This is a genomic window from Paraburkholderia tropica (genome assembly GCF_914484835.1).
Lineage (GTDB): Bacteria > Pseudomonadota > Gammaproteobacteria > Burkholderiales > Burkholderiaceae > Paraburkholderia > Paraburkholderia tropica_A.
This window is the reverse complement of sequence record NZ_CAJZAR010000102.1, coordinates 22699-48636: the sequence shown is the minus strand read 5'-3', so window position 1 is coordinate 48636 and position 25938 is coordinate 22699. Positions and strand designations below refer to the sequence as shown.

Below are 25938 nucleotides of genomic sequence, written 5' to 3'. Positions count from 1 at the left end.
CGATCCGCGCGTCTGGTTCGCCGCGCCGCCGTCGTTCCAGGCGTCGCTCGAATTGCAGGCGCGCGTCGAGAGCGCCGAGGCGCTGCTGTTCGCCGCGCGCCGCCTCGTGATGCAGCTGGCGGGCTGGCTCGCCGCTCAGCACGGCGCGCTGAGCGGCTTCGAATTGCGCCTCGAACACGAACTCGCGTCGCGCCATGCGCCGCGCACGTCGAGCCTCGCGCTCGCGTGGGCCGCGCCGTCGCGCGACCCCGAGCATCTGCTCTGGCTGCTGCGCGAGAAGCTCAACCAGACCGAGCTGATCGCGCCCGTGATCGGGCTTGCGCTGGTCGCCGATCAGGTCAGCGAGTACGCCGCGCCCACCGACACGCTGTTCCCCATGCCCGAGGCGTCGGAGGCGTCGATCACGCAGTTGTTCGAGCGCATCGGCGCGCGCGTGGGCGAGCAGAACGTGCTGCAGCTTTTCGTCGAGGACGATCACCGGCCCGAGCACGCCATGTCGGCGCGCACGTGGCGGGCGAGTGCGCGCCGCGCGGCGCCGCGCAAGCCGCGCGAGGGCCGCAAGGGCGCGCGCGCGCAAGCCGGCGAGCCGAGCGAAAGCACGCCGGCGCAGAGCGCCTTCGATCTGCCCGAGGTGCCGCTGCCGTCGCAGCCGCGTCCGGCGTGGCTGCTCGAAAAGCCGCTCAAGCTCGCGATGCGCGGCGACCGGCCGGTGTATCGGCGTCCGCTCAAGACGCTCACGCGCACCGAGCGCATCGAGGCGGGCTGGTGGGACGGCGAGGGCGTCGAGCGCGACTACTACGTCGCCGCCGACGATCAGGGCCGCATGTTCTGGCTGTACCGCGAGCGCATCGGCGGCCAGTGGTATCTGCAAGGCCTGTTCGGCTAGCGTTTTTCATCGAGCATCATGTCGATCAGCGGAGCGGGCGATTCGTTGCCCGCGCAACCTTCATTGCCGTCTTCGCCACTGCCTGCGCAGTTGCCGGGTCAATTGCCCGAGTATGCGGAGCTGCACTGCCTGACCAACTTCTCGTTCCTGCGCGGCGCGTCGCGCCCGAGCGAGCTGGTCGAGCAGGCGATCCGTCACGGCTATCGCGCGCTCGCCATCACCGACGAGTGCTCGTTCGCGGGCATCGTGCGCGCCTGGAGCGCGCTCAACGACTACGACGAAGCGCGCCGCAAGGCGCACGCCGAGGCGCGCACGCCCGGCCCGTTCGTGCCGTCGCTGCAATTGCTGACGGGCAGCGAACTGAATCTCGTCGACGAAGACGGCGCGCCGTTCTGCACGCTCGTGGCGATCGCGATGAACCGCGAGGGCTACGGCAATCTCTGCGAGCTGATCACGCTCGCGCGTTCGCGCGCGCCGAAGGGGCAGTACCGCGTGACGCCGTCGGACTTCACCGATCCGCAGACGCATGCCGCCGATCCCACTCAGGATTTCACGCACCTGAAGCATCTGCGCGACTGCGTGCTGCTGCTCGTGCCGCAGCGCGCGGCCACGCTCGCGCAAACCTTGCGCGCCGCGCACTGGCTCGCGGGTTTCGCGGCCGAGCGCGCGTGGCTCGCGCTCGAACTCTGGCAGACCGGCAGCGACGACGCGCAGATCGAAATCCTGCGCCACGTCTCGCAGGAAAGCGGCCTGCCGCTCGTGGCGACGGGCGGCGTGCTGATGCACGCGCGCTCGCGCAAGCCCTTGCAGGACACGCTGAGCGCGATCCGCATCGGCAAGCCGCTGACCGCGTGCGGGCGCGCGCTGGAGGTCAACGCGGAGCGCCATCTGCGTTCGCGCGTGCGGCTCGGCGCGATCTACCCGCGCGAGGCGCTCGACGCGACGCTCGACGTCGCGCGCCGCTGCACCTTCAGTCTGGGCGAGCTGGCCTACGAATATCCCGAGGAACTCGTGCCGCCCGGCGAAACGCCGGGCACGTGGCTGCGCAAGCTCGTCATGAAGGGCGCGGACGAGCGCTGGCCCGACGGCCTGAACGAGAAGCGCAAAGGCCAGATCGAGCAGGAACTCGCGCTGATCACCGAGTTGCAGTACGAGAAGTACTTCCTCACCGTGCACGACATCGTGCGTTTCGCGCGCGAGCAGAAGATCCTGTGCCAGGGGCGCGGCTCGGCGGCGAATTCGGTGGTCTGCTACTGCCTCATGATCACGGAGATCGACCCCGTGCGCATGAACATGCTGGTCGCGCGGTTTCTGTCCCGCGCGCGCAACGAGCCGCCCGACATCGACGTCGATTTCGAGCATCAGCGCCGCGAGGAAGTCATTCAGTACATCTATCGCAAATACGGCACGCGCCGCGCCGCGCTGGCCGCGACGCTCATCACCTATCGCTCGCGCAGCGCGTTGCGCGACGTGGGCAAGGCGCTCGGGCTCGACACGATGCTGGTCGAAAAACTCTCGGGCGCGCATCAGTGGTGGGACGGTCCCGACTCGATCGCGCATCATCTTCAGGAGGCGGGCTTTTCGCCCGACTCGCACGTCACGCAGCAGCTGATTCGCCTCACGCGCGAGCTGCGCGGCTTTCCGCGTCATCTCTCGCAGCACGTGGGCGGGTTCGTGATCGCGCGCGACAAGCTCTCGCGGCTCGTGCCGATCGAAAACGCGGCGATGAAGGACCGCTACGTGATCGAGTGGGACAAGGACGACATCGACGCGCTGCGTCTCCTGAAAGTCGACGTGCTCGCGCTCGGCATGCTCTCGGCGATCCGGCGCTCGCTCGAATGCGTCGCGCTGCGGCGCGGGCTGCCGCAGTTCCGCGTGCAGGACATCGGCGTCGAGGACCGGGCGGTCTACGAGATGTGCACGCATGCCGATACGGTCGGCGTCTTCCAGATCGAATCGCGCGCCCAGCAGAGCATGTTGCCGCGTCTGCGGCCGCGGACGTATTACGACCTCGTGATCCAGGTGGCAATCGTGCGGCCGGGGCCGATTCAGGGCGACATGGTGCATCCGTATCTGAAGCGCCGGCATGGCGAGGAAGCGGTGGAGTACGCGAAGGAGGAGCTGCGGCCGGTGCTCGAACGCACGCTCGGCGTGCCGATCTTTCAGGAGCAGGTCATGCACCTCGCGATGGTCGCCGCCGACTACACCGGCGAGGAAGCCGACAAGCTGCGCCGCGCGATGGCGGCGTGGCGGCGCGATGGCGATCTGCGTCCGTATCAGGCCGATTTGACGGAGCGCATGCTGCGCAAGGGTTATACGCCGGAGTTCGCGGAGCGCATCTGCAAGCAGATCGAGGGTTTTGGCGATTACGGCTTTCCCGAGAGTCATGCGGCGAGTTTCGCGCTGCTTGTCTACACGAGTTCGTGGCTCAAGCGCTACGAGCCCGCCGCGTTTCTCACGGGCTTGCTGAACAGTCAGCCGCTCGGGTTCTATTCGCCGTCGCAACTCGTGCAGGACGCGAAGCGGCATGGCGTGAAGGTGCGCGCGCCCGATATCGGCTTGAGCGACTGGGCGTCGGTGCTGGAAGTGCGCGGCGCGCCGGGCGTGCGTCTCGCCGCCGACGCGGCCAGCGAGGCCGCGCGTTGCGCCGAGGTGGCGCGCTATCGCGCGTTGCTGCGCGCCGCGACGTTCAACGATGCGAACGCGCTGACGAGGACGAAGGCGAAAGCGGAAACGAAAGCGATAGCGAAAGCGCGCCGCCGCCCGCTCATGCGCGGCTATCGCGGCGTCGTGCGCGCGCGTGTCCTGCTCGCGCCGCGCCATTACGGCCGCCACGGCCCGGCGGTGCGGCTCGGCTTCAGTCTCATCAAGGGTTTTTCGGAAGCTGCCGCGCGCCGCGTCATGGCCGCGCGCGCCCAGGCGCCGTTCACCGATGTCGACGACCTCGCGCGCCGCGCCGGGCTCACGCGCCGCGAGCTGGAAGCGCTCGCAGCGTCCAACGCGCTCGCGAGCATCGCCGGGCATCGGCGCGAGGCGTGGTGGGCCGTGACCGCGCAGCACGCAGTGCCGGCGCTGTTGCGCGACGCGCCCGTGGCCGAGGCGCGGCTCGACTTGCCGCGTGCGTCGGAAGGCGCGGAAATCGTCGCCGATTATGCGAGCCTGCGCCTCACGCTCAATCGCCATCCGCTCGAACTGCTGCGCGAAGGGCTCGCGAAGCAGCGGTTTCGCAGCGCGGCGCAACTCGCGCGCTGCCGCCACGGCATGCTCGCGCGCGTGTGCGGCATCGTCACGGTGCGGCAGCGGCCGGGCACGGCGAAGGGCACGATCTTCGTGTCGCTGGAGGACGAAACCGGCTCGATCAACGTGATCGTGCACGCGGCGCTCGTGGAGTCGCAGCGCAAGGAGTTGCTCGGGGCGTCGCTACTGGCGGTGGCGGGCGTCGTGCAGCGCGAGGGCGAGGTGGTGCACCTGGTCGCGCATCGGCTCGAAGATCACAGTCGTCTGCTCGGGCGGCTCGCGACGGAAAGCCGTAACTTCCACTGAGCGGTGTTGACGGCGAGGGGAGAGGGCGATGCGGGCCGTGTTGCCCGCATCGCCGCGAGGCTTAGTTTTTGTCCGCGTATTCGCGCGCGAACGCATCGAGCACCGCGCCGATGCCCGCGTCGAACGGCGTGCGCCGCCCGATGCCGAGCGCTTCGAGGCGGCCCGAATCGAGATGGCAGTCGCGCGGACGCGGCGTCGCATCCGTCGGCTGCGTCAGCGCGATCAGATGCGCCTCGATGCCGAGCGCGCGTGCGATGCGCTGCGCGATCTCGTACTTGGTCATCGGCTCGTCGCCGGACCATTGCGCGATGCCGCGCACGGCCTCGCCATCCGCGCAGCGCGTGAGCAGCTCGCGGATCACGAAGGCCACGTCGGGCGTGAAGGTCGGATAGCGCGTGGCCCAGGCGTCCATCGGCGCGGGCTTTGCCACGGCGTTCGCATCCGACGAAGCCGCCGCGCGGATCGGCGGCACGAGGCTCGTGACCGCCGATTCGTTCCAGTCGACGATCGGACCGTACAGCAGCGGCAGACGCAGCACGAGCGCATCGTCGCTCGCGTCGAGCAGCGCGCGCTCGCCTTCGAGCTTGCTGCGGCCGTAGGCGTTGAGCGGATTCGGCGCGGCGTCCGGCAAATACGGCGGCTGCGTGCCGTCGAACACGTAGTCGGTGGAAATCGACAGCACCCACGCGCCGCGCGCCTTCGCCGCCGTGGCGATGCCGCGCACCGCGTCGACGTTGAGCGCGCGCGCCGCAACGGGATCGTGCTCGCAGACGTCGGGACGACGCTCGGCGGCCGCGATCACGATGGCGTCAGGCGCCTCGCGCGCGACGAAGGCCGCGACCGCCTGCGCGTCGCGGATGTCGAGCGCGACCTGATGCGGCCCCACGCGGCTGTGTGCGGTCTGCACGACCTGCCAGCCGGTTTCGGCGGCGAGTTCGCGCACGAGCGCGCGTCCGAGCAGCCCGGACGCACCAATGACGGCGACCTTGAACATGGCGCGCCCGGCCTCAGGCCGCCGTGCTCTTGACCGTGTAGCCGGCTTCGTCGATGGCGGCCTTGAGCACGTCGGCGCTCTGGGTCGATTCGACGCTCACGCGGCCAGCGGCCAGGTCGATCTGGACCTTGGCGGCGGCGTCCTGTTCGTGGATCGCGCGCGTGACGGCGCCGACGCAGTGCTGGCAGCTCATGCCTTCGACGTTGAACTGGATCATGGTGATTTCCTTTTGCTGAGTGAACGGAACGGAAAGACAAACGACATATGCGGCCTGCGCCGGATTATGCCAGTGGGTGTCCGGCGCTTACCGGCAGGGCAGCCGGTGAGCGCTGGACTTTCCCATCATGGGAAGGTATAGCATCAAAGAATCGTTGGAATTTCGGCAGGAGAGCAGCATGAACATTGGCGAAGCGGCGCGCGCATCGGGCGTCACCGCGAAAATGATCCGCTATTACGAGAGCGTCGACCTGCTCGCGCCCAAGGCGCGCACGGAAGCGGGCTACCGCGTGTACGGCATGGAGGAGGTGCACGCGCTGCGTTTCATCCGCCAGGCGCGGCGTCTGGGTTTTCTCGTCGACGATATCCGCCGTCTGCTGGCGCTCTGGCACGACCGCTCGCGGGCGAGCGCCGAGGTCAAGGCGATCGCGATGGAGCACGTTGCCGAACTCGACCAGCGCATCGCCGAACTCACGCAGATGCGCGACACGCTGCGCCATCTGGCCGCGCACTGCCACGGCGACGACCGGCCCGACTGCCCGATCATCGAGCGGCTCGCCGATCCCGAACCGGTCGCGCAGGGTAGCGAGGCCTGAGCGGCCCGATTTGCCGATCGATTTGCCGACCGAACCGCCGACCGAAAGGTGCAACCCGCGCAGGCAAATTGTCGCAACCGGCGTGCTGGTGGCGGTGATTTGCACAAAATTGGTGCGTAAAACGCCATCAGCCCCTGACGTAAGGCGATCGTGGCGTGGAATGTGTCGATAAATCATCAAGTTGCCAAATACGCGCGGCGCATTATTCCAAACTGGAATGCACCGCATTCGAGCAATTCACTAGCAAATTCAGGTGCAACCGCTATAATGCGGGTTATCCCTTACGAGGGTAATCCCTGATGCAAAATCCACCGGGGATACACAGATCCTTGGAGAACATCATCATGTTTGCGTACCTTCTTGAAAAGCTGAGCACCTGGTTTGAAACTGCCGAACGTCGTCGCCGCGAAGCGTATCTCGCTTCTTCGTCGGACATCGTGCAACTCGAACAGCGCATCCGCTCGCTCGAATCGAACGGCTACTCGCTGTAAGCAGCCGCAGGCAATCTGCGCTGTCGCAAGCCCCGCACTGGCGGGGCTTTGTCATTTCTGACGGTCCGGCGCTCCGGCGTCCAAAGCGTTCCGATGAAGGCAGTCTCAGCCTTCCCACCGCGGTAAGGTAAAGTCTTTTTTGCGACAAGCCGACAACACAGTGGAGTCGCTTTTATCTACCGGGGGACGGTTCATGGCGTCAGTCAGCGTGTCAGTCAGCTTTTTTCACCATTCCGTGCGCGTCGTTGCGATCGCGGCGATCGCCGCGCTGACCAGCGCGGGCGCGCAGGCGGGGCAGCCGCTGATCCTCGATACGCAGCACGGGATCAGCGACGGCCAGAAAGGCATCGTGTTGCAGAATGCGCCGCTCGGCCAGTCGCAGATGGTGCCGATGCAGCAGTTGCCGACGGACGGCAGCACTCAGCAGCAGCCGATCATCGTTGCGCCGTATGTGGAAGCGCCGGGCGGCGGGGGCGGACGGCCGCCGCGTCCGCGGCCCACGCCGCAGCAGTACGCGCCTCAGCAATAAGGCGCGGCGCTTGACAGCTGCCGCCAGGCGAGGCAACTAACGGCGGGTATCTGGACGAGCTACGTGCACGAGCACGCGATACGCCGCGCCGGATGCGCGGCGAGAAGGAAATACAGCAAACGGGCATGCCACGGACGGGCATGCCACAGGGTCGCGCCGGACGTCAGTCGCCGCGCGATTCGAGCTTGAATTGCGCGCCGTCGTCCTCGCCGAGCGTCTTGACGAGCCAGGGCATCGTTTCCTTGAGTGCGGCAACCAGCGTGTACGGCGGGTTGACGATGAACATGCCGCTGCCGAACAGACCAAAACCATCGCGCGGCGGACGCTTCACCGACAGCGAGACGTGCAGCCAGTTCTTTTCCTGCAGACGCTTGAGCTGCTCGGGAAAGCGCTGCGATTCGGGCCGCGTGACCTGCGGATACCAGACCGCGTAGGTGCCGGTCGCAAAACGCTCCAGCCCTTCCTCGACGCACTTGACCGTGCGCGAATAGTCGCGCTTGTCCTCGAACGACGGATCAATCAGCACCAGCGCGCGGCGCGGCGGCGGCGGCAGGAGCGTCTTCACGCCGTCGAAGCCGTCGCCCGCGTAAATCATCACGCGGCGGCCGGCGTCGTGGAAACGATGACGGAGCACGTCGATTTCGGTGCTGTGAAGCTCGAACAGACGCATGCGGTCCTGCTCGCGCATCAGGCGCCATGCGAGATAGGGCGAGCCGGGATAGAAGCGCAGATGGCCGTCGGGATTCAGCGCCGCGACTTCGTCGACGTAATCCGAGAGCATCGGCGGCAGGTCGGTGCGGCCCCAGAGCTTGCCGATGCCGGTGTCGAATTCGGCGTTCTTGGTGGCGTAGCCCTCGCGCAGCGCATAGGCGCCCGCGCCCGCGTGGGTATCGATATACCAGTACGACTTGTCCTTCTTGCTGAGGTAATGCAGCAGTTGCACGACGACGGCGTGCTTGAGGACATCGGCGTGATTGCCGGCGTGGAAAGCGTGGCGGTAGCTCAGCATGATGGGGCGGACGCGAGGAAGGTGGCGACCGGCGCGCGCGCACGCGCGCCAATGGCGGTGAAACGAAAAACGGCGGCGCTCAGGCTCTTTCGAGACGTCTCTTGAGAGACGCGCCGCTGGCGATGCGCGCCGGCGGCGTTCCGGGTGTTTCAAAGGTCTCGAGCAACATGTCGCGCCGGCGAAGCCGCGTATTGTACAGCGTCGTACAGCGCGGCCTGACTCGCAACATGACGCGCAACACGACCCGCCTTACTCGTACTGCTCGCCGACGATCGCCTCGATCTTCGCCTTCACTTCCGGCGTGATTTTCTCGGCCACTTCGCGCGCCTTCATGTTCTCGCCGATCTGCTCGATACGCGACGCGCCCGTGATCACCGTGCTCACGTTGGGGTTCTTCAGGATCCACGCGAGCGCGAGCTGGCCGACCGTGCAGCCCAGTTCCTTCGCGAAGTCGGCGAGGCGGCCGACGATGGCGTTCTTGTCCGCGTCGGTGACTTCCTTGCGCAGCCAGTCGTAGCCTTGCAACTGCGCGCGGCTGTCCGACGGCACGCCGCTGCGATACTTGCCGGTCAGCAGGCCGGAGGCGAGCGGGCTCCACGTGGTGAGGCCGAGGCCGATGTCTTCATACAGACGGCGATATTCGTCTTCCACGCGGCGGCGATGGAACAGGTTGTACTGCGGCTGCTCCATGACCGGCTTGTGCAGATGATGCCGCTCGGCGATTTCCCACGCGGCGCGAATCTCGTCCGCGCTCCATTCCGACGTGCCCCAGTACAAGGCCTTGCCGCGCGTGATCATGTCGCTCATCGCCCAGACGGTTTCCTCGACGGGCGTGTTCGGGTCGGGGCGGTGGCAGAACACGAGGTCGACGTAATCGAGTTGCAGCCGCTTGAGCGACTCGTCGATCGCGTTCAGCAGATATTTGCGATTGAGCGTGTGGTACTGGTTGGGCGCTTCGTTCAAGCCCCAGAAGAACTTGGTGGAGACCACGTAGCTCACGCGCGGCCAGGCCAGTTCCTTGAGCGCCTGGCCCATGATTTCCTCGGACTGGCCGCCTGCGTAGACCTCGGCGTTGTCGAAGAAGTTGACGCCCGCGTCGCGCGCCGCGGCGAGCGATTCGCGCGCGAGATTGCGGTCGACCTGATTGCCGTACGTGACCCACGAGCCGATAGACAGTTCGCTAACCTGCAGGCCCGAGCGGCCCAGTCGCCGATAGTTCATGAACGCCTCCTTGTTGAGCACGCAAAGTTAGCACGATCGCGGCGGCGGCGCTGAGCGCGCGCTGTGTCGTACAAACGGTTGTACATCGGGTTGAACAGCGGGTTGTGCGGCCGCGTGTGAAGCCGCTCCTGAAGCCGCTTGTAAAGCCGTAGCACCGGCGCGCCACGATGCGCTGCGGCAAGCACGCGCCGCCTTGCTCAGATCGGCACGCGCGGCACGCGGCTTCATGCACAATAGCGCGGTTGGCCGCGGCGCAACATCCGGCCGGATGGCGTAGGGCAAATGCAGGAAAACGCTTACGCCATTCGACAGGTTTGACGGATTGTGCGCGTCGAGGTCTCATCTCTTCTACGTCGTTGTTCCCATTCCTGGAGGTGCTCGATGTCGTCTCTCACTCTGAATTCGAAGCTCGATGGCAAGGTCGCGGTCGTTACCGGCGCGGCCAGCGGTATTGGCAAGCAGATCGCACTGACGCTCGCCCAGGCGGGCGCGGCCGTCGCGATCGCCGACCTCAACCAGAGCGGCGCCGACGCCGTCGCCGAAGAGATCAAGGGCGCGGGCGGCAAAGCCATCGGCGTGGCCATGGACGTCACGAACGAAGACGCCGTGAATCAGGGCATCGACCGCGTGGCCGCCGAATTCGGCTCGATCGACATCCTCGTGTCGAACGCCGGCATACAGATCGTCAATCCCATCGAAAACTACGCGTTCTCCGACTGGAAGAAGATGCAGGCGATTCACGTCGACGGCGCCTTCCTCACGACCAAGGCCGCGCTCCAGCATATGTACAAGGACGACCGCGGCGGCGTGGTGATCTACATGGGCTCGGTGCACTCGCACGAGGCGTCGCCGCTCAAGTCGGCCTACGTGGCGGCCAAGCATGCGCTGCTCGGCCTCGCGCGCGTGCTCGCGAAGGAAGGCGGCAAGCACAACGTGCGCTCGCACGTGGTGTGTCCGGGTTTCGTGCGCACGCCGCTGGTCGAAAAGCAGATTCCCGAGCAGGCCAAGGAACTCGGCATTTCGGAAGAGGAAGTGGTCAAGCGCGTGATGCTGGGCGGTACGGTCGACGGCATCTTCACGACCGTCGAAGACGTCGCGCAGACGGTGTTGTTCCTCTCGGCGTTCCCCACGGCGGCCTTCACGGGCCAGTCGTTCGTGGTGAGCCACGGCTGGTTCATGCAGTAACGCGGAGGGCCGGTCATGGCGCAACGCAAGAAAGGGCAGGCCCGGTCGAGCGCCGTCGACGACGCGACCGGCGTGGGCGCCGCCTCGGGCGCGCAGGCTGGCGCCGAGGCCGATTTACAAGCGTCCTCACAAGCGGCTTCGAAGTCCGCTCCGCACCCCGGCGCGCAGCCGCGCGTCTCGCGCTGCGCGAGCGACTCCGATCAATGGGAGACGGTCGCGCTCACGCTGCAAGGCGGCGGCGCGCTCGGCGCGTATCAGGCGGGCGTGTACGAAGGGCTGGTCGAGGCGGGCATCGCGCCCACCTGGATCGCGGGCATCTCCATCGGCGCGCTCAACACGGCGCTGATCGCGGGCAACGCGCCCGAGCATCGCGTGGCGCGTTTGCGCGAGTTCTGGGAAACGATCTGCCAGCCCGCCTGGAGTCCGCCGTTGCCGGCTTTCATCGAGCACGCGCTGTTCAATTCCGGCGACGCCGTGCGCAAGAGCTTCACGGCCTTGCAGGCGGCGGGCGCGGTGATCGAAGGGCAGAAGGGCTTCTTCACGCCGCGCTTTCCGCCGCCGCTGCCCACGGCGTCGGGCGAGCCCGGCAAGGCGAGCTACTACGACACCACGCCGCTCAAGGCCACGCTCGAACGGCTCTGCGATTTCGACCGCATCAATTCGCGCGAGACGCGTGTGTCGGTGGGCGCGGTGAACGTGGGCACGGGCAACTTCGTCTACTTCGACAACACGACCACCACGCTGCGTCCCGAGCATTTCATCGCGTCGGGCGCGCTGCCGCCGGGCTTCGCGGCAGTGGAAATCGACGGCGAGTATTACTGGGACGGCGGCCTGATGTCGAACACGCCGCTCTACGAGGTCATTCAGACCACGCCGCGGCGCGACACGCTCGCGTTTCAGGTCGATCTGTGGAGCGCGCGTGGTCCGGTGCCCGACAACATCACCGACGTGCAGGGCCGCATGAAGGACATCCAGTATTCGAGCCGCACGCGTCTGGTCACCGACATGCTGCAACGCTCGCAGCGTTTCCGGCATGTGCTGCGCGAGGTGCTGGAGCGTGTCGCGCCCGAGCATCGGCAGGATACGTGGGTCGAGCTGGCGGACGAACTCTCGTGCTCGAAGAAGTACAACGTGATCCACCTGATCTACCGGCACAAGGAGTACGAAGGCCACTTCAAGGACTTCCAGTTCGGTATTTCGACGATGCGTGAGCACTGGACGAGCGGCCTGCAGGACATTCGCGCGTCGCTCGCGCAGCCGGGCTGGCTCGACAAGCCCGACAACGATTCGGGCTTCGTCACGCACGATATCCATCGCGACATGCGCGGCCACGGCTGAGCGTTTTATCTGCGCGGCGGCAAGCGCAGAAGCTCGCGCCAAAACAAAAGGCGTCCGTTCTTGCGAACGGACGCCTTTTTTATCGCGGCTTCAAGGCGCCGTTCGAAAACGGCGCGTCGAGGCGAATCGCTTACTTCAGCACGGCGGCGACGGCGGTCGCGACGGCGTCGAGGTTGCGCGTGTTCAGCGCGGCCACGCAGATGCGGCCCGTGCTCACGGCGTAGATGCCGAACTCTTCGCGCAGGCGGTCGACTTGCGCCGCCGTCAGGCCCGAGTACGAGAACATGCCGCGCTGCACGTTGATGAAGTTGAAGTCGCGGTCGACGCCGGCAGCCGTCAGGCGCTCGACGAGGCCCGTGCGCATCGCGCGGATGCGGTTGCGCATTTCGCCGAGTTCGGCTTCCCACATGGCGCGCAGGTCGGCCGAGCCGAGCACGGCGGCGACCACCGAACCGCCGTGCGTCGGCGGGTTCGAGTAGTTCGTGCGGATCACGCGCTTCAGTTGCGACAGCACGCGCGTCGATTCTTCCTTGCTGCTCGTGATGATCGACAGCGCGCCGACGCGCTCGCCGTACAGCGAGAACGACTTCGAGAACGACGACGACACGAACACGTTGAGTTCCGAAGCGGCGAACAGGCGCACGACTTCGCCGTCTTCGGTGATGCCGTCACCGAAACCTTGATAGGCGATGTCGAGGAAGGGCACGAGCTCGCGCGCCTTCACGACTTCGACCACCTGTTTCCACTGGTCGATCGTGAGGTCGACGCCGGTCGGGTTGTGGCAGCACGCGTGCAGCACGACGACCGTGCCCGCGGCGTAGCCGTTGAGCGCGCTCAGCATGCCTTCGAAGTTCACGCCGTTGGTCTGCGCGTCGTAGTACGGGTAGGCGATGACTTCGAAGCCCGCGCTTTCGAACAGCGCGCGGTGGTTTTCCCAGCTCGGGTCGCTGATCGCGACCTTGGCGTTCGGGTTCACGCGCTTGAGGAAGTCGGCGCCGATCTTCAGCGCGCCCGTGCCGCCCAGCGCCTGCGCCGTGACGACGCGGCCTGCGGCCAGCAGCGGCGAGTCGTCGCCGAGCAGCAGCTTTTGCACAGCGGCGTCATAGGCGGCGATGCCTTCGATCGGCAGATAGCCGCGCGGCAGGCCGGCTTCCACGCGGGCCTTTTCCGCATCGCGCACCGCGCGCAGCAGCGGAATCTTGCCGTCCTCGTTGGTGTACACGCCCACACCGAGGTTCACCTTGGTCGCGCGCGCATCGGCGTTATAGGCTTCGTTCAGACCCAGGATCGGGTCGCGGGGGGCGAGTTCGACAGCGGAAAAGAGGGACATGATGGTTCGGCAAAAGTGAAGGGAGATGCTCGGTGGACCACACGCTGCCGATATCCGCCGGTGCTTCGGCAAATTCGGGACTTCTCTGGCGCGCTCCTCGCTAGCGACGAGCGCCGGGCAGCCGGCCACGCAACTCGCTATTGTAGCGAATCCTCTGGCCGTATTTCCGCCGACTGCGACGTCAGCGGGGCCATTTCGTGTCGCCGCACCCGCGCTTGCACGTGAATTTGCGCCGCGGCGTGCGGCGCGGCCCTTGTAGCGCGGCGTGCGACGCCCCATCTGCGGTGCTTGCCAGGCTGCGCTTGCACCTTGCCGATGGTGCAGACGGTGCCGGCGGCGATTAACGGTTCCAGACCGCGCGCCGAACCCGCACCGCCTCGCCTGGCGCCCTCCCAGGCTCGCCCCCCGGCAAGATCGGGCGAGACGCTAGAATAGTTGTTTGCTCCGCGCACAGGATGTCACCCATGTCCGACCATTCCGTGGCCGACGCGCCCGCGCTCGACGAGTCGAAATTCGTCCAGTACGAAGGCTCGCCGTTCCAGCTTTATCAGCCGTATCTGCCGGCCGGCGACCAGCCGACGGCCATCGAAACGCTCTGCGAGGGCGTGGGCGACGGTCTCTCGTTCCAGACGTTGCTCGGCGTGACGGGCTCGGGCAAGACCTACACGATGGCGAACACCATCGCGCGGCTCGGCCGTCCGGCTATCGTGTTCGCGCCGAACAAGACGCTCGCCGCGCAGCTCTACGCCGAGTTCCGCGAGTTCTTTCCGCGCAACGCCGTCGAGTACTTCGTCTCGTACTACGACTACTACCAGCCGGAAGCCTATGTGCCGCAGCGCGATCTCTTCATCGAGAAGGATTCGTCGATCAACGAGCACATCGAGCAGATGCGGCTGTCGGCGACCAAGAGCCTGATGGAGCGCCGCGACGTGGTGATCGTCGCGACCGTGTCGGCGATCTACGGTATCGGCAATCCGTCCGAGTACCACAAGATGATTCTCACGCTGCGCCAGGGCGACAAGCTCGGTCAGCGCGACGTCATCGCGCGCCTGATCGCCATGCAGTACAGCCGCAACGAGCAGGATTTCCAGCGCGGCACCTTCCGCGTGCGCGGCGACACCATCGACATTTTCCCGGCCGAGCACGCCGAAATGGCCGTGCGCGTCGAGCTGTTCGACGACGAAGTGGAAACGCTGCAACTGTTCGATCCGCTCACGGGCCGCGTGCGCCAGAAGATTCCGCGCTTCACGGTGTATCCGTCGTCGCACTATGTGACGCCGCGCGAGACCGTGCTGCGCGCCGTCGAGACGATCAAGACCGAATTGCGCGACCGGCTGGAGTTCTTCCACACCGAAGGCAAGCTCGTGGAGGCGCAGCGCCTCGAACAGCGCACGCGCTTCGACCTGGAAATGCTCCAGGAACTGGGCTTCTGCAAGGGCATCGAGAACTATTCGCGGCACTTTTCGGGCGCGCTGCCCGGCGAGCCGCCGCCTACGCTGGTCGACTATCTGCCGTCCGACGCGATGATGTTCCTCGACGAGTCGCACGTGCTGATCGGCCAGTTCAACGGCATGTACAACGGCGACCGCGCGCGTAAGGAAAATCTCGTCGATTATGGTTTCCGTCTGCCGTCGGCGCTCGACAACCGGCCGCTCAAGTTCAACGAGTTCGAGCACAAGATGCGCCAGGTGGTCTTTGTGTCGGCGACGCCCGCCGACTACGAGAAGCGGGTCACGGGCCAGATCGCCGAACAGGTGGTGCGGCCCACGGGCCTCGTCGATCCGGTGATCGAGGTGCGTCCGGCGTCCACCCAGGTCGACGACGTGCTCGGCGAGATCAACGAGCGCGTGGCGGTGGGCGAGCGCGTGCTGGTCACCACGCTGACCAAGCGCATGGCCGAGCAGCTCACCGAATTCCTCGCCGATCACGGCGTGAAGGTGCGCTATCTGCATAGCGACATCGACACGGTCGAGCGCGTGGAAATCATCCGCGACCTGCGTCTGGGCACCTTCGACGTGCTGGTCGGCATCAACCTGCTGCGCGAGGGCCTCGATATTCCCGAGGTTTCGCTCGTGGCGATTCTCGACTCGGACAAGGAAGGCTTTCTGCGCGCCGAGCGCTCGCTGATCCAGACGATCGGCCGCGCGGCGCGCAACGTGAACGGCAAGGCGATTCTCTACGGCGACCGCATCACCGACTCGATGCGCAAGGCCATCGACGAAACCGAGCGCCGCCGCGCCAAGCAGATGGCCTTCAACGAGGAGCACGGCATCGTGCCGCGCGGCGTGGTCAAGCGCATCAAGGACATCATCGACGGCGTCTACAACGTGGACGAGGCGCGCGCCGAGCTGCGCGAGGAGCAGGAGCGCGCGAAGTTCGAGGACATGTCCGAGAAGCAGATCGCCAAGGAAATCAAGAAGCTCGAAAAGCAGATGATGGACTACGCGAAGAACCTCGAATTCGAGAAGGCCGCGCAGACGCGCGACCAACTGGCCGTGCTGCGCCGGCGCGTGTTCGGCGCGAACGTGGACGACCATCCGGCGTGATCGCGATGCGTGCGAAAGCCGGGGGCGCGTGGTGTTTCGAGGCGCGCCTTATGTTTGGCTTTCGCCGGTCGCGGCACTTTTTAGTGCACGATCCTGCGATTCGCTTTCGCCTCGATAAAACCCGAAAATAGAATCGGAAGAAGCCGTAAGCTTCCGTTAACATAACGCTGCTAAAACCCTGTGGGGATAGGGTTTTCTGGCTTTCACAAATTGTTCCGCACTGTCTTAGGTGTTAAACTCCGCCATTATTGAGAATTGTTCGCATTAACGTTTTCAGGTTGATGCGCGTTGTCGGTTCGGTGGTATCACTCATAAAAAAATCAGGAGTTTCGATGCGGATCCAATCTTTCGTGCGCGGCACCGTCGTCATGGCGGCCGCAGCGGCGGCGTTCTCGGCCCAGGCGGCTGAATACCCGATCGGCAAGCAGGTCATCCAGGGCGGCATGGAAATCGGCGCGGTCTATCTGCAGCCGATCACCATGGAGCCGGAAGGCATGATGCGCAAGGCGTCGGACTCGGATATCCACCTGGAGTCGGACATCCACGCGGTCAAGAACAACCCGACCGGTTTCGCCGAAGGCGACTGGATGCCGTATCTGCAGGTCCACTACGAACTCTCGAAGCCGGGTTCGAGCTATGTGCAGAAGGGCGACCTGATGCCGATGGTCGCCAACGACGGTCCGCACTACGGCGACAACGTCAAGCTCGCCGGTCCCGGCAAGTACCATCTGAAGCTGATCGTCGAGGCGCCGATGCAGACGGGCCACATGGCGTTCGGCCGTCACGTCGACAAGGAAACCGGCGTGGGCGCGTGGTTCAAGCCCATCACGATCGAATACGATTTCCCGTTCGCGGGCATCGGCAAGAAGGGCGGTTACTAAATCCGCATGCGGCCCGCGCGCGCCAGACGCCGCGCGGGCCGCGTCGCGATGCATCCAGCAGGACCCCGAGTCGCGCGCAGCGAATGCGCGCCGCACACGAAGGAGCAGGTAAGACTGATGACTGGAATTCGCAAGTTTGCGGCGCTCGCGCTCAGCGCGTCTTTTGCAGCGTCGCTGGCGGGCGTGGCCACGGTGGCGCACGCCGAGGATCTGCCGACGTTCAAGCTCGAAATGACCGACGGCAAGCTGAATCCCGCGCGCATCGAAGTGCCGGCGGGCAAGCGCATCAAGATCGAGGTGCGTAACACGGGCAAGGGCGCGGCCGAGTTCGAAAGCGTCCAGCTGCGCAAGGAAAAAGTGCTGGCGCCGGGCGCGGATTCGTTCGTCGTGATCGCGCCGCTCGATCCGGGCGAGTACAAGTTTTTCGACGATTTCCATCAGCAGGCGCAGGGCGTGATCGTCGCGAAGTAAGGCGAGCGTCGGGTTCCGACAAGGGCGGCGATCGTCGCGAAGTGAAGAACGTGGCCGGCGCATGAGCCGGCGGCAGGAGGTAAGGAATGGGTCAGGTATTGTTCATCGTCTGGCGCGAGAGCGTGGAAGCGCTGCTCGTGGTCGGCATTCTGTATGCGTGGCTGAAGAACGGCGACGCCGACGCGCGCCGAGGCCTGCCGTATCTGTGGGCCGGCGTGGGTCTGGGCATTCTCGCGGCGATCGCGCTGGGCGCGGCGCTCGTGGGCTTCACCGAAGTGCTCTCGGGCGACGCCCAGGATTACTTCCAGACCGGCATGGTGCTGGTCGCCTGCGTGCTGATCGTGCAGATGGTGCTGTGGATGAAGCAGCACGGCCGCACGCTCAAGCGCGAGATGGAAGAGTCGCTGGAGAAAAGCACGCGCGACGCGAACTGGTGGGGCATCACGGTGCTGGTCGCGCTCGCCATCGCGCGTGAAGGCAGCGAAACGGTGATCTTCCTGTACGGCCTCGGCTTCGGCCAGTCGGGTCACGTCGATCTGAGCCAGTATGTCGCCGTGCTGCTCGGCCTCGGCCTCGCGTTCCTGACGTTCTACATCCTGCAACTGGGCGGCAAGTACTTCTCGTGGCGCTACTTCTTCCGCGTCACCGAGATCATGCTGCTGTTCCTCGGCGCGGGCCTGTTCCAGACGGGCGTCGACAAGCTGATCGACAAGGAAATCCTGCCGACCATCGTCGACCAGGTGTGGAATTCGTCGGCGATCCTCGACGATTCGAGCACCTTCGGGTCGCTCGTCGCGACGCTCACGGGTTATCGTGCGCATCCGGCGCTGATGAACCTGATCGCCTACGCGGCTTACTGGCTGGTGGTGTGGTTCCTCGCGCGCCGCGCGAGCGGACGTCACGCCGCCGTGACCAAAAGGAAGGCAGCATGAGTTGTGCATCGGCCCCGCCGCTTCAGAAGCGGGGCAAGCTGGCCCAGGCGGGCCAATGGATGCAACGGCACAGTGCGGTGATCCGCGCTGTGCAGTGGGTCGTCGTCGCCGTTTATGCGTTCCTGATTCTCGTGCCCGCGGTCATCCCGCTGCCCGACGACACGGCGCACCTCTGGAACAACCTCACGCTCGCGGCGCAGTTCGTGTTCTGGGGCATCTGGTGGCCGTTCGTGCTGCTCTCGATGGTGATGCTCGGGCGCGTCTGGTGCGGCGTGCTGTGCCCCGAAGGCGCGCTCACCGAGTTCGCCAGCAAGTTCGGGCGCGGCTGGGCGATCCCGCGCTGGATGCGCTGGGGCGGCTGGCCGTTCGTGGCCTTCGGCCTGACCACCATCTACGGCCAGATGGTCAGCGTCTACCAGTACCCGAAAGCGGTGTTGCTGGTGCTGGGCGGATCGACGCTCGGCGCCATGATTATCGGATTCCTGTACGGACGCGAGAAACGCGTCTGGTGCAAATACCTCTGCCCCGTGAACGGGGTTTTTGCGCTTCTGGCGCGCCTCGCGCCGTTCCGCTTCAAGGTCGACGAAGACGCCTGGCGCAACTCGTACACGCACGGCGAGCACGGCGGGCAGCGCGTGATTCCCGTGAACTGCGCGCCGCTCGTGCCCCTGCGCAACATGAAGGGCGCCGCGCAGTGCCATATGTGCGGACGCTGCAGCGGCCACCGCGACGCCATCGCGCTGACGTGGCGCTCGCCCGCGGAAGAAGTGGTCGAACTCGGCGACAGCCAGGCCAGCGGCTGGGACACGGCGCTGATTCTCTACGGCCTGCTCGGCATCGCGATTGGCGCGTTCCACTGGACCGGCTCGCCGTGGTTCATCGACATCAAGCAGTGGCTCGCGGGCTGGCTCATCGACCGCGACATCACCTGGCCGCTCGAAACGAATGCGCCGTGGTTCCTGCTCACGCACTATCCGGCGCAGAACGACGTGTTCTCGTGGCTCGACGGCACCATGATCGTCGGCTACATCATGACGACGGGGCTGATCTACGGCACGGTGCTGTTCGCGATTCTCGCGGCGTCGAGCGCGATGCTCGGCCGCTTCGAGATGCGCCGCCTGCATCATCTCGCGCAGTCGCTGATTCCGCTCGCGGGCGCGGGCGTGTTCCTCGGCCTGTCGGCTACGACGCTCTCGCTGCTGCGCGCCGAGCACGTGCCGCTCGACTGGGCGACCGAGGTGCGGATCGGCATTCTCGTCATCACGAATCTGTGGAGCGCGTGGCTCGCGTGGCGCGTGACGGGCCGCTACAGCACGCGTTTCTGGCAGCGCGGACTCGCCTTCGTGGGCTTCGCGCTCGCGCTCGCGGTGGTCGACAGTGCGTGGTGGCTGATGTTCTGGGGCTGGACGCGCTGATCGTCGTTCACGGATCGTTCACTAAGCGCTTCATCGCGAGCGGCCGCTATATGCGGGATCAGCGTGTCGCGGCGCGCCGCCGGATGTTAATCTCAAAAACCGGGTTGGCCCTTGCCACCCGGTTTTTGACTTTTCGGAGAGACGTATGCGAACGCGAGCAGTTCTGACCGAAGAAGATGTGACGAAGGTGGCCGACGCGGCCGCCGCGCACGCCCGTGCGAACGAGTGGAACGTGACGATCGCGATCGTCGACGACGGCGGGCATCTGCTGTTCTTGCGCCGCCTCGACGGCGCGCCGCCGATCAGCGCGGAGATGGCGCCCGGCAAGGCGCGCACGGCGGCGCTCGGACGCCGCGAAAGCCGGCTCTACGAGGAGGCGATCCGCCAGGGCCGCACGGCGTTCCTGAGCGCGCCGATGACGGCGATGCTGGAGGGCGGGGTGCCGATCGTCGTGAACGGCGATGTGATCGGCGCGGTGGGCGTGTCGGGCGTGAAGTCCGATCAGGATGCGGAGATCGCGCGCGCCGGTATCGCGGCGCTCGGCATCGAATAGGTTCGGTCGTCTTACGTCCGAATACGCTTAGGGATGCTCATCGATTGCCTGGAGTGATCCGGCAATCCCGAGCAAACCGCCAGGGTTTACGCGCGGCGACGCGGAGCTGTGGTTATAATCGCGGCTCACGCATCGCTGCTGTATCGAGCAGCACAGTCGAACAAGACGGCGAGCGTTGGCTGCCATCCCCAGGCGGCACAAAAAAATACCCCATAGAATGACAAACGCCGCGGACATTGCCGCGGCGCTCGCCTCGGGCGGGCACGCTTCGCGCGCCGCTCCGTCATCACAGGTGAGAACAAAAAAATGGCTTGGCTTGCTGTGACGGCTGGCTTGAAGGATGTCTGCACGAAGGGGTCTAGATCTCGCGTGCAAGCCGTCGTTGCTGGCTACTGCCCAACGCCTCTCGATGGAGGCGGTCCCCACAATACTCGGTACTACAACAAACTCGTCTGCCTCACTTGGTGAGAATCAGCTTGCCCAGACGCGTGGCGCGCAGCTGATACGTCTCGCCGTTGTGCAGGATGCTCACATGGCTGCGGCCTTGCAACAGGGCCGTGCTGTCGAGCGTCCGCTCGCTGCTGGCGGGTGCTGCCGTGCTGGCGGTGTCGGCGCTCTTGCGGGCGGCAGCGGCGACGGTGACGGGTTTCGCGGGTCGCGAGCCAGTCAGCGCGGAACCGTTGCGGCGCAGGCTGAGTGTCGATGAGCGGTTGAATTCAGTCATGAACGTGACGTCTTGTGCGTGTCTCGATTCGATGGATGAATTCTAAATGATAATCGTTCCTATTTTCAACTGCGATAAATTCATCGGATTCGTGTGTCGATAGCTTTATGCGTGTCGCGTGAAAAATGGCTTACAAATCAAGCCTGACGCGACCCGGCACAAGCTCGGCACGCGCGCGGTTTTACCCGCGCGCGTGCCTCCAAACCTCAATGCAGCGGCGCGTCCAGCTCGCCGGGCATGCCCTGCACGTACTGGCGGATCAGCCGCACGGTGTCGATATCCGACTCGCGATACGCCGACTTCACGATCTCCGAGGTCTGACGATCGTCTTCGTTCTCGGCGGTCGGCAGAGTGGTGCGGTACTCGAAGCGCAGGAACAGCTGCGCCTCCTCCGGTTCCTCGATCGTCATCGTCAGCGAGCCGCCGACGTGCTCGGCGGTCGGCAGGATGTCGTAGCGCACGCTCTCGTTGAGCGTGAACGTCACGCGGTCGCGCACCGTGGCCTGGCCGTAATGCAGCTCGCGCTCCATGGTGTTCGCCTCGTGAGAGAGGATCGTGCAGCCGTCGAGGCCGATCACGAACAGCTGCGGCTGCTCGGCGCGCAGCACGAGGCCTTCCCAGAGCTGTTCGCGCGTCATGGGCAGGACGAGCGGGTTCTGCGGGTCGTTGATCTGGATAAGGTGTTCGAAATTCAAGGCAACGTCCTGTGTGTCTATGTCCGTGCGCCGGGCGCGCCGCCTTCAGGCGACGACGAGGCCCGAGCGGATCGTGATCGTATTCGTGAGCACTTTATGTACCGGGCACGCGTTCGCGATCTGCAGGAGGCGCTCGCGCTGGTCCTCCGAGAGATTGCCTTCGAGCGCGATCTGGCGGTCGATCGTGGTGCCCGCACTGCCGGTTTCCATCGAGAGCTTCACGCGCACGCCGTCGAGCGGCCATTCCTTGCGCTGCGCATACATCTTCAGCGTGATCGACGTGCAGGCGCCCAGGCTCGATAGCAGCAGCGAGAAGGGCGTGGGCCCGCGGTCGCCGCCGCCGAGCGAGGCCGGTTCGTCGGCGATCCAGGTGTGGGTGCCGTCGTCGAACTGGACTTGGTAGTTGGTCGAGCCGATGTGTGCGGTGACTACGGAATCGCTCATGCGCTTCTCGCTAACGGAACAGTTGAACGGAGAGTGGCCGCGGCGCCCGCGATGCAGCGGGCGGGGTGCGGCCAGTGAACGCTTATTGTGACAAAAAGCGGCGCTACGCGCCGCTGGGGGCTTTCGCCCCCCGTCCCCCGGGTGCTTTCGTCTCCCGTCTCCCAAGTGCTTCCCCCCCCTTTGGGGGGGCTAGGGGGGGCTCAGTGCGTAATACGACCCATACGACCAGCCTGATAGTCAAGCACCGCCTGGCGGATCTCGTTTTCCGTGTTCATCACGAACGGGCCGTAGCGCACCACCGGCTCGTTGAGCGGCAGGCCGCCGATCAGCAGCACTTCGACCGGCGCCGTCGCGTCGGCGGGCGCGGCGATCGCCACCGTTTCGCCGTCACCGGCGAAAGCCACCATGTTCTGCGCGTCGATCGCCTCGGCGTGATCGCCATACAGCGCCTTGCCCGCGAGACCGTAAGCGAACACGTTCCACGCGTGCGGCACCGGCTGCTCGACGCGCGCGCCGGGCGCGAGCGTGAAGTGCAGATAGAGGATCGGCGTGCGCGTCTCGATCGCCGCCTGCGCGCCGAGCGATTCGCCCGCGATCACCTTGACCGTGGCCTTGCCGTCCGCCGAGCGTCCCTGCGGAATGCTCGCGTGCGGCATCTCCTGATAGCGCGGCGCGATCATCTTGTCGCGCGCAGGCAGGTTCACCCACAGCTGAAGGCCGTGCATGCGGCCGCCCGTGCGCGTGAACTCGGGGTCGGGCATCTCGCTGTGGATCACGCCCGCGCCCGCCGTCATCCATTGCACGTCGCCGGGGTTCAGCGTGCCCGACTGGCCCGACGAATCCTTATGGCCGAAGCGGCCCGCGAGCATGTAGGTGACCGTCTCGAAGCCGCGATGCGGATGATCGGGCGCGCCCTTGGCGGCGCCGGGCGCGTAGTCGGTCGGGCCCATTTCGTCGAGCAGCAGAAACGGGTCGAAATCCATCAACTGACGGGTGGGGAACGGGCGGTGGACGATGAATCCTCCGCCCTCGGTGGTGCGAACAGCAGGAAAGACGCGTTCGATCGAGCGGATGGCCGGCATGGATATCACCTCGGAAAAATGGGAATTGCGCGATATGCGAAACAAACCGCTATTATAGGTAGCCGATTTGGCCTGTTTGACCGCCTGATCGCAATGGATTGTCCCATCGCTGGAACGACGACATGAAAATCGATTCGCACAACCTGAACGACCTGATGTACTTCTCGCAGGTGGTGGAGCACGGCGGATTCTCGGCGGCCGAACGGGTGCTCGGCATCTCGAAGTCGCGGCTGTCGCGGCGCGTGAGCGAGCTGGAGTCGTCGCTCGGCGTGCGTCTGTTGCAACGCTCCACACGCAAGCTTGCGCTCACCGAGGCGGGCGAGCTGTTCTACCAGCACTGCCGCGCCATGCTCGCCGAGGCGCAGGCCGCCGTGAACGTGGTGCAGTCGCTGCGTTCCTCGCCGCGCGGCACGGTGCGCGTGAGCGTGCCGGTCACGCTGTCGCAGACCATCTTTTCGCAGATCATCCCCGAATTCATGCATCGCTATCCCGAAGTGCGGGTGGTGATGCGCGTGACGAATCGCGTGATCGACCTGTTCGAGGACTCCGTCGATATCGCTTTGCGCGTGCGCTCGGAGCCGCCGCAGAACGCCAATATCGTCGTGCGTCCGCTGTGGCGCACCGAGCAGATGCTGGTGGGCGCGCCGAGCCTGCTCGCGCAGAACGCGCCGCCGCTCACGCCCGACGATCTGTCCCGCTTCGAGACGCTCGACACGCCCACGGGCGACGGCCGCCACGTCTTTCAGCTGATCGCGCCGGACGGTACGCGCCACGCGCATGAACACGAGCCGCGCCTCATCAGCGCCGACCTCACGACGATCCGCGAGGCTGCGTTGCAGGGCCTCGGTATCGCCGCGATGCCGGAGATGATGTACGGCGCCGCGCTGCGCTCGGGCAAGCTTTCGCCGGTGATGCCGGGCTGGACGCTGCCGGTGCCGCAACTCTATGCGGTATTCCTCTCGCGTCAGGGCATGGTGCCCGCTGTGCGCGCGTTCGTCGATTACCTCGTCGAAGTGCTCGACGCCGACAAGGGTCTTCAGCAGGAATGTCCGCTTCGCAGCGAGATCGCCGCGCTTGCCGCACAGAACCAGGCTGGGCAGGGCAATCAGGGACCCAGTAGTTCGCTTTCGACGGGCGGCCGGCCGCGCACGAAGTCGCCGAGCAATATCGAAACGGCTTGAGTCGAAACGGCTTGAGTCGCGTTGCGGTTCAACGCGTTCGAAGCTTTGCGAACATCCGCGCGCGTGTCACGTCTTTGCCTTTTGGCATTTAAGCGCGGCCGGCAATCGTTACTTTCAATGGCCGAACTATTGAACGTGTGCGGCGGGAGGCATATATTGAAGCCGTCTCGCCAAGCACCGGTCTTGAGCGGGATTAGATGGCCGCTATCATAGTGGGCCTTCAGGGCTGAAAGCGCAGTCCGTGTCGACCACGGCAGTCGCATGTGCCGATGTGAACCGATCGATTGTCGGGGAGTGTCGCCACCGCCCGAATGCGCTGCGTGCGCACGAAAAAAGGCCTTCATCTGACGATGAAGGCCTTTTACTTTTGGGCCCTGAAAACAAGGCCTGAAAACAAAAACGCGCGGCGATGAGCGCCGCGCGTTTTATCCCGCGTTTGACGTGCGGATCAACGCATCAGTGATGCGCCGGATCGGTCACGAAACCGAGCTTCGTCAGACCGCCGCTCTGCGCGGCCGACATCACCTGGGCAACCTTTTCGTATTGCACCTTGCGGTCGGCGTTCAGATGCAGTTCGGGCTGCGGCTGCTGCTGCGCGGCCGCCGCGATCTTCGCCGTGAGCTGATCGTCGTTGACGGCGTCGCCGTCCCACAGCACCGTGCCGTCCGCTTCGATCGATACGTTGATCTGCGCGGGCTTGCTGTCTTCCTTCACGCTGCTCGCGTGCGGCAGGTCGATCTTCACGGCGTGGCGGATCACGGGGATCGTCACCATGAAAACAATCAGCAGAACCAGCATGACGTCGACGAGCGGCGTCATGTTGATCTCGTTCATCAGGCCATCGTCGTCGTCGCTGGCAAAGGGGCTCATCGCCATGTTTGCTGCCTCCGCGAATTAGTGGCTGCGTGCGGCGACGCGCAGGTTGCCGTTCTTCGCCGTGGTCGACGACAGACGCGCGCCCGTCACGAAGAACGCGTGCAGGCCGTGCGCGAAGCGGTTGAGCTTCGTCACGATCGACTTGTTGGCGCGCGTGAGCGCGTTGTAGCCGAGCACCGCCGGAATCGCCACGAACAGGCCGAACGCCGTCATGATGAGCGCTTCGCCGACCGGACCCGCGACCGCGTCGATCGAGGTCTGGCCCGTCGCGCCGATCGAGAGCAGGGCGTGATAGATGCCCCACACCGTGCCGAACAGGCCGACGAACGGCGCCGTGCTGCCGATCGAGGCCAGAATCGCGAGACCGCTTTGCATCTTCGCGACCGACTCGTCCATCGTGTCCTTCAGGCAGCGCGTGACCCAGTCCGACACGTCCATGCGGTCGTGCAGATGCGGCTGCGTCTGGTGATGGTGATCGGCGGCTTCCTGGCCCGACAGCGCGAGCGCGAGGAACGGATTGTCCTCAGGCGTGCCGGTGCCGAGCTTCTTGACGCCGTCGGCGAGGTCGTCCGAGTGCCAGAACTGCTGTTCGGCGTTCTTCGTGAGGCGCTTGAGGCGCGCGACGTTCCAGCCCTTGATGACGATCACGCACCACGACAGCACCGACATGATCAACAGCGCGAGCGCGATGCCGCGTGTGACGAAATCCCCTTGCGCCCAAACGTGGGCGATACCGTAGCTCTGCATGCTTTTTTCCTTGATTCGATGCGTTAAACGTTGTGATTCTCATTCAGACGGAT

24 protein-coding genes and 1 pseudogene are annotated in these 25938 nt (G+C 65.5%); 14 read left to right on the top strand and 11 right to left on the bottom strand.

Going from position 1 to position 25938, the window contains the following annotated elements; genetic code table 11:
* A pseudogene (locus tag LDO54_RS37270) lies at positions 1-886 on the top strand (Y-family DNA polymerase); the annotation flags it as partial.
* 18 nt (positions 887-904) lie between these two features.
* Entirely contained in the window at positions 905-4429 is a 3525-nt protein-coding gene (locus LDO54_RS37265) for an error-prone DNA polymerase (protein ID WP_224017943.1), read from the top strand.
* A gap of 61 nt (positions 4430-4490) precedes the next feature.
* Here the strand turns inward: LDO54_RS37265 and LDO54_RS37260 are convergent, their stop codons facing one another.
* Positions 4491-5423, bottom strand: a complete 933-nt coding sequence (locus LDO54_RS37260; RefSeq protein WP_224017941.1) for a dTDP-4-dehydrorhamnose reductase family protein — start codon at positions 5421-5423, stop codon at positions 4491-4493.
* Positions 5424-5436: 13 nt separating this feature from the next.
* On the bottom strand, positions 5437-5640 hold the full coding sequence (locus LDO54_RS37255; RefSeq protein WP_224017939.1) for a heavy-metal-associated domain-containing protein: 204 nt from the start codon (positions 5638-5640) through the stop codon (positions 5437-5439).
* Positions 5641-5818: 178 nt separating this feature from the next.
* On the opposite strand from LDO54_RS37255, the gene cueR reads away from it, so the two are divergent.
* The 3 genes from cueR (at position 5819) to LDO54_RS37240 (ending at position 7255) form a co-directional block, all read left to right on the top strand.
* Positions 5819-6235: a Cu(I)-responsive transcriptional regulator gene (gene cueR, locus LDO54_RS37250; protein ID WP_224017937.1), complete on the top strand. Its 417-nt coding sequence runs from the start codon at positions 5819-5821 to the stop codon at positions 6233-6235.
* Between the two features lie 344 nt (positions 6236-6579).
* Entirely contained in the window at positions 6580-6726 is a 147-nt protein-coding gene (locus tag LDO54_RS37245) for a DUF3563 family protein (RefSeq protein WP_074986432.1), read from the top strand.
* A gap of 208 nt (positions 6727-6934) precedes the next feature.
* Positions 6935-7255 (top strand): hypothetical protein, encoded by a 321-nt coding sequence (locus LDO54_RS37240; RefSeq protein WP_224017935.1) that lies wholly within the window; start codon positions 6935-6937, stop codon positions 7253-7255.
* Positions 7256-7418: 163 nt separating this feature from the next.
* Here LDO54_RS37240 and LDO54_RS37235 read toward each other — a convergent pair whose 3' ends face one another.
* Positions 7419-8264 carry a 23S rRNA (adenine(2030)-N(6))-methyltransferase RlmJ gene (locus LDO54_RS37235; RefSeq protein WP_224017933.1) on the bottom strand — a complete coding sequence of 282 codons (846 nt, stop codon included), beginning with the start codon at positions 8262-8264 and terminating at the stop codon, positions 7419-7421.
* 249 nt (positions 8265-8513) lie between these two features.
* Entirely contained in the window at positions 8514-9485 is a 972-nt protein-coding gene (locus LDO54_RS37230; protein WP_224017931.1) for a potassium channel beta subunit family protein, read from the bottom strand.
* Between the two features lie 381 nt (positions 9486-9866).
* On the opposite strand from LDO54_RS37230, the gene LDO54_RS37225 reads away from it, so the two are divergent.
* Positions 9867-10670, top strand: coding sequence for a 3-hydroxybutyrate dehydrogenase (locus LDO54_RS37225; protein WP_183038243.1), 804 nt, complete (start codon positions 9867-9869; stop codon positions 10668-10670).
* 15 nt (positions 10671-10685) lie between these two features.
* The gene (locus LDO54_RS37220; protein WP_224017929.1) at positions 10686-12008 is read left to right on the top strand and encodes a DUF3734 domain-containing protein; all 1323 of its coding nucleotides are present in this window, start codon (positions 10686-10688) and stop codon (positions 12006-12008) included.
* Between the two features lie 130 nt (positions 12009-12138).
* On the opposite strand, the gene LDO54_RS37215 is transcribed toward LDO54_RS37220, so the two are convergent.
* The gene (locus LDO54_RS37215; RefSeq protein ID WP_224017927.1) at positions 12139-13338 is read right to left on the bottom strand and encodes an amino acid aminotransferase; all 1200 of its coding nucleotides are present in this window, start codon (positions 13336-13338) and stop codon (positions 12139-12141) included.
* Positions 13339-13802: 464 nt separating this feature from the next.
* Here LDO54_RS37215 and uvrB point away from each other — a divergent pair, with 464 nt between their 5' ends.
* The 6 genes from uvrB to LDO54_RS37185 all read left to right on the top strand — a co-directional run bounded on the left by uvrB (position 13803) and on the right by LDO54_RS37185 (position 20136).
* Entirely contained in the window at positions 13803-15884 is a 2082-nt protein-coding gene (gene uvrB / locus LDO54_RS37210) for an excinuclease ABC subunit UvrB (protein WP_224017925.1), read from the top strand.
* 332 nt (positions 15885-16216) lie between these two features.
* The gene (locus LDO54_RS37205; RefSeq protein ID WP_224017923.1) at positions 16217-16765 is read left to right on the top strand and encodes an iron transporter; all 549 of its coding nucleotides are present in this window, start codon (positions 16217-16219) and stop codon (positions 16763-16765) included.
* A 117-nt stretch (positions 16766-16882) separates the two neighbouring features.
* Positions 16883-17236 (top strand): cupredoxin domain-containing protein, encoded by a 354-nt coding sequence (locus tag LDO54_RS37200; protein ID WP_065061371.1) that lies wholly within the window; start codon positions 16883-16885, stop codon positions 17234-17236.
* A gap of 86 nt (positions 17237-17322) precedes the next feature.
* On the top strand, positions 17323-18168 hold the full coding sequence (locus tag LDO54_RS37195) for an FTR1 family iron permease (RefSeq protein WP_224017920.1): 846 nt from the start codon (positions 17323-17325) through the stop codon (positions 18166-18168).
* Positions 18165-19583 (top strand): 4Fe-4S binding protein, encoded by a 1419-nt coding sequence (locus LDO54_RS37190; protein ID WP_224017918.1) that lies wholly within the window; start codon positions 18165-18167, stop codon positions 19581-19583. Before LDO54_RS37195 ends, LDO54_RS37190 begins: the two co-directional genes overlap by 4 nt.
* A gap of 145 nt (positions 19584-19728) precedes the next feature.
* Positions 19729-20136: a GlcG/HbpS family heme-binding protein gene (locus LDO54_RS37185; protein ID WP_224017916.1), complete on the top strand. Its 408-nt coding sequence runs from the start codon at positions 19729-19731 to the stop codon at positions 20134-20136.
* Between the two features lie 457 nt (positions 20137-20593).
* Here the strand turns inward: LDO54_RS37185 and hemP are convergent, their stop codons facing one another.
* The 4 genes from hemP to LDO54_RS37165 all read right to left on the bottom strand — a co-directional run bounded on the left by hemP (position 20594) and on the right by LDO54_RS37165 (position 23081).
* Positions 20594-20860 carry a hemin uptake protein HemP gene (gene hemP, locus LDO54_RS37180; RefSeq protein WP_224017914.1) on the bottom strand — a complete coding sequence of 89 codons (267 nt, stop codon included), beginning with the start codon at positions 20858-20860 and terminating at the stop codon, positions 20594-20596.
* A gap of 206 nt (positions 20861-21066) precedes the next feature.
* Positions 21067-21555: an SRPBCC family protein gene (locus LDO54_RS37175; RefSeq protein ID WP_224017912.1), complete on the bottom strand. Its 489-nt coding sequence runs from the start codon at positions 21553-21555 to the stop codon at positions 21067-21069.
* Positions 21556-21600: 45 nt separating this feature from the next.
* Positions 21601-21999 carry an OsmC family protein gene (locus LDO54_RS37170; protein WP_224017910.1) on the bottom strand — a complete coding sequence of 133 codons (399 nt, stop codon included), beginning with the start codon at positions 21997-21999 and terminating at the stop codon, positions 21601-21603.
* 200 nt (positions 22000-22199) lie between these two features.
* Positions 22200-23081 (bottom strand): pirin family protein, encoded by an 882-nt coding sequence (locus LDO54_RS37165; RefSeq protein WP_224017908.1) that lies wholly within the window; start codon positions 23079-23081, stop codon positions 22200-22202.
* A 122-nt stretch (positions 23082-23203) separates the two neighbouring features.
* On the opposite strand from LDO54_RS37165, the gene LDO54_RS37160 reads away from it, so the two are divergent.
* A complete protein-coding gene (locus tag LDO54_RS37160) occupies positions 23204-24262 on the top strand; it encodes a LysR family transcriptional regulator (protein ID WP_224017907.1) in 1059 nt (352 codons plus the stop codon).
* A gap of 456 nt (positions 24263-24718) precedes the next feature.
* Here the strand turns inward: LDO54_RS37160 and LDO54_RS37155 are convergent, their stop codons facing one another.
* Both LDO54_RS37155 and LDO54_RS37150 read right to left on the bottom strand, forming a co-directional pair.
* Positions 24719-25138, bottom strand: a complete 420-nt coding sequence (locus LDO54_RS37155) for an ExbD/TolR family protein (RefSeq protein ID WP_224017905.1) — start codon at positions 25136-25138, stop codon at positions 24719-24721.
* Positions 25139-25156: 18 nt separating this feature from the next.
* Positions 25157-25885 (bottom strand): MotA/TolQ/ExbB proton channel family protein, encoded by a 729-nt coding sequence (locus tag LDO54_RS37150; RefSeq protein ID WP_224017904.1) that lies wholly within the window; start codon positions 25883-25885, stop codon positions 25157-25159.
* Positions 25886-25938: the final 53 nt, after the last annotated feature.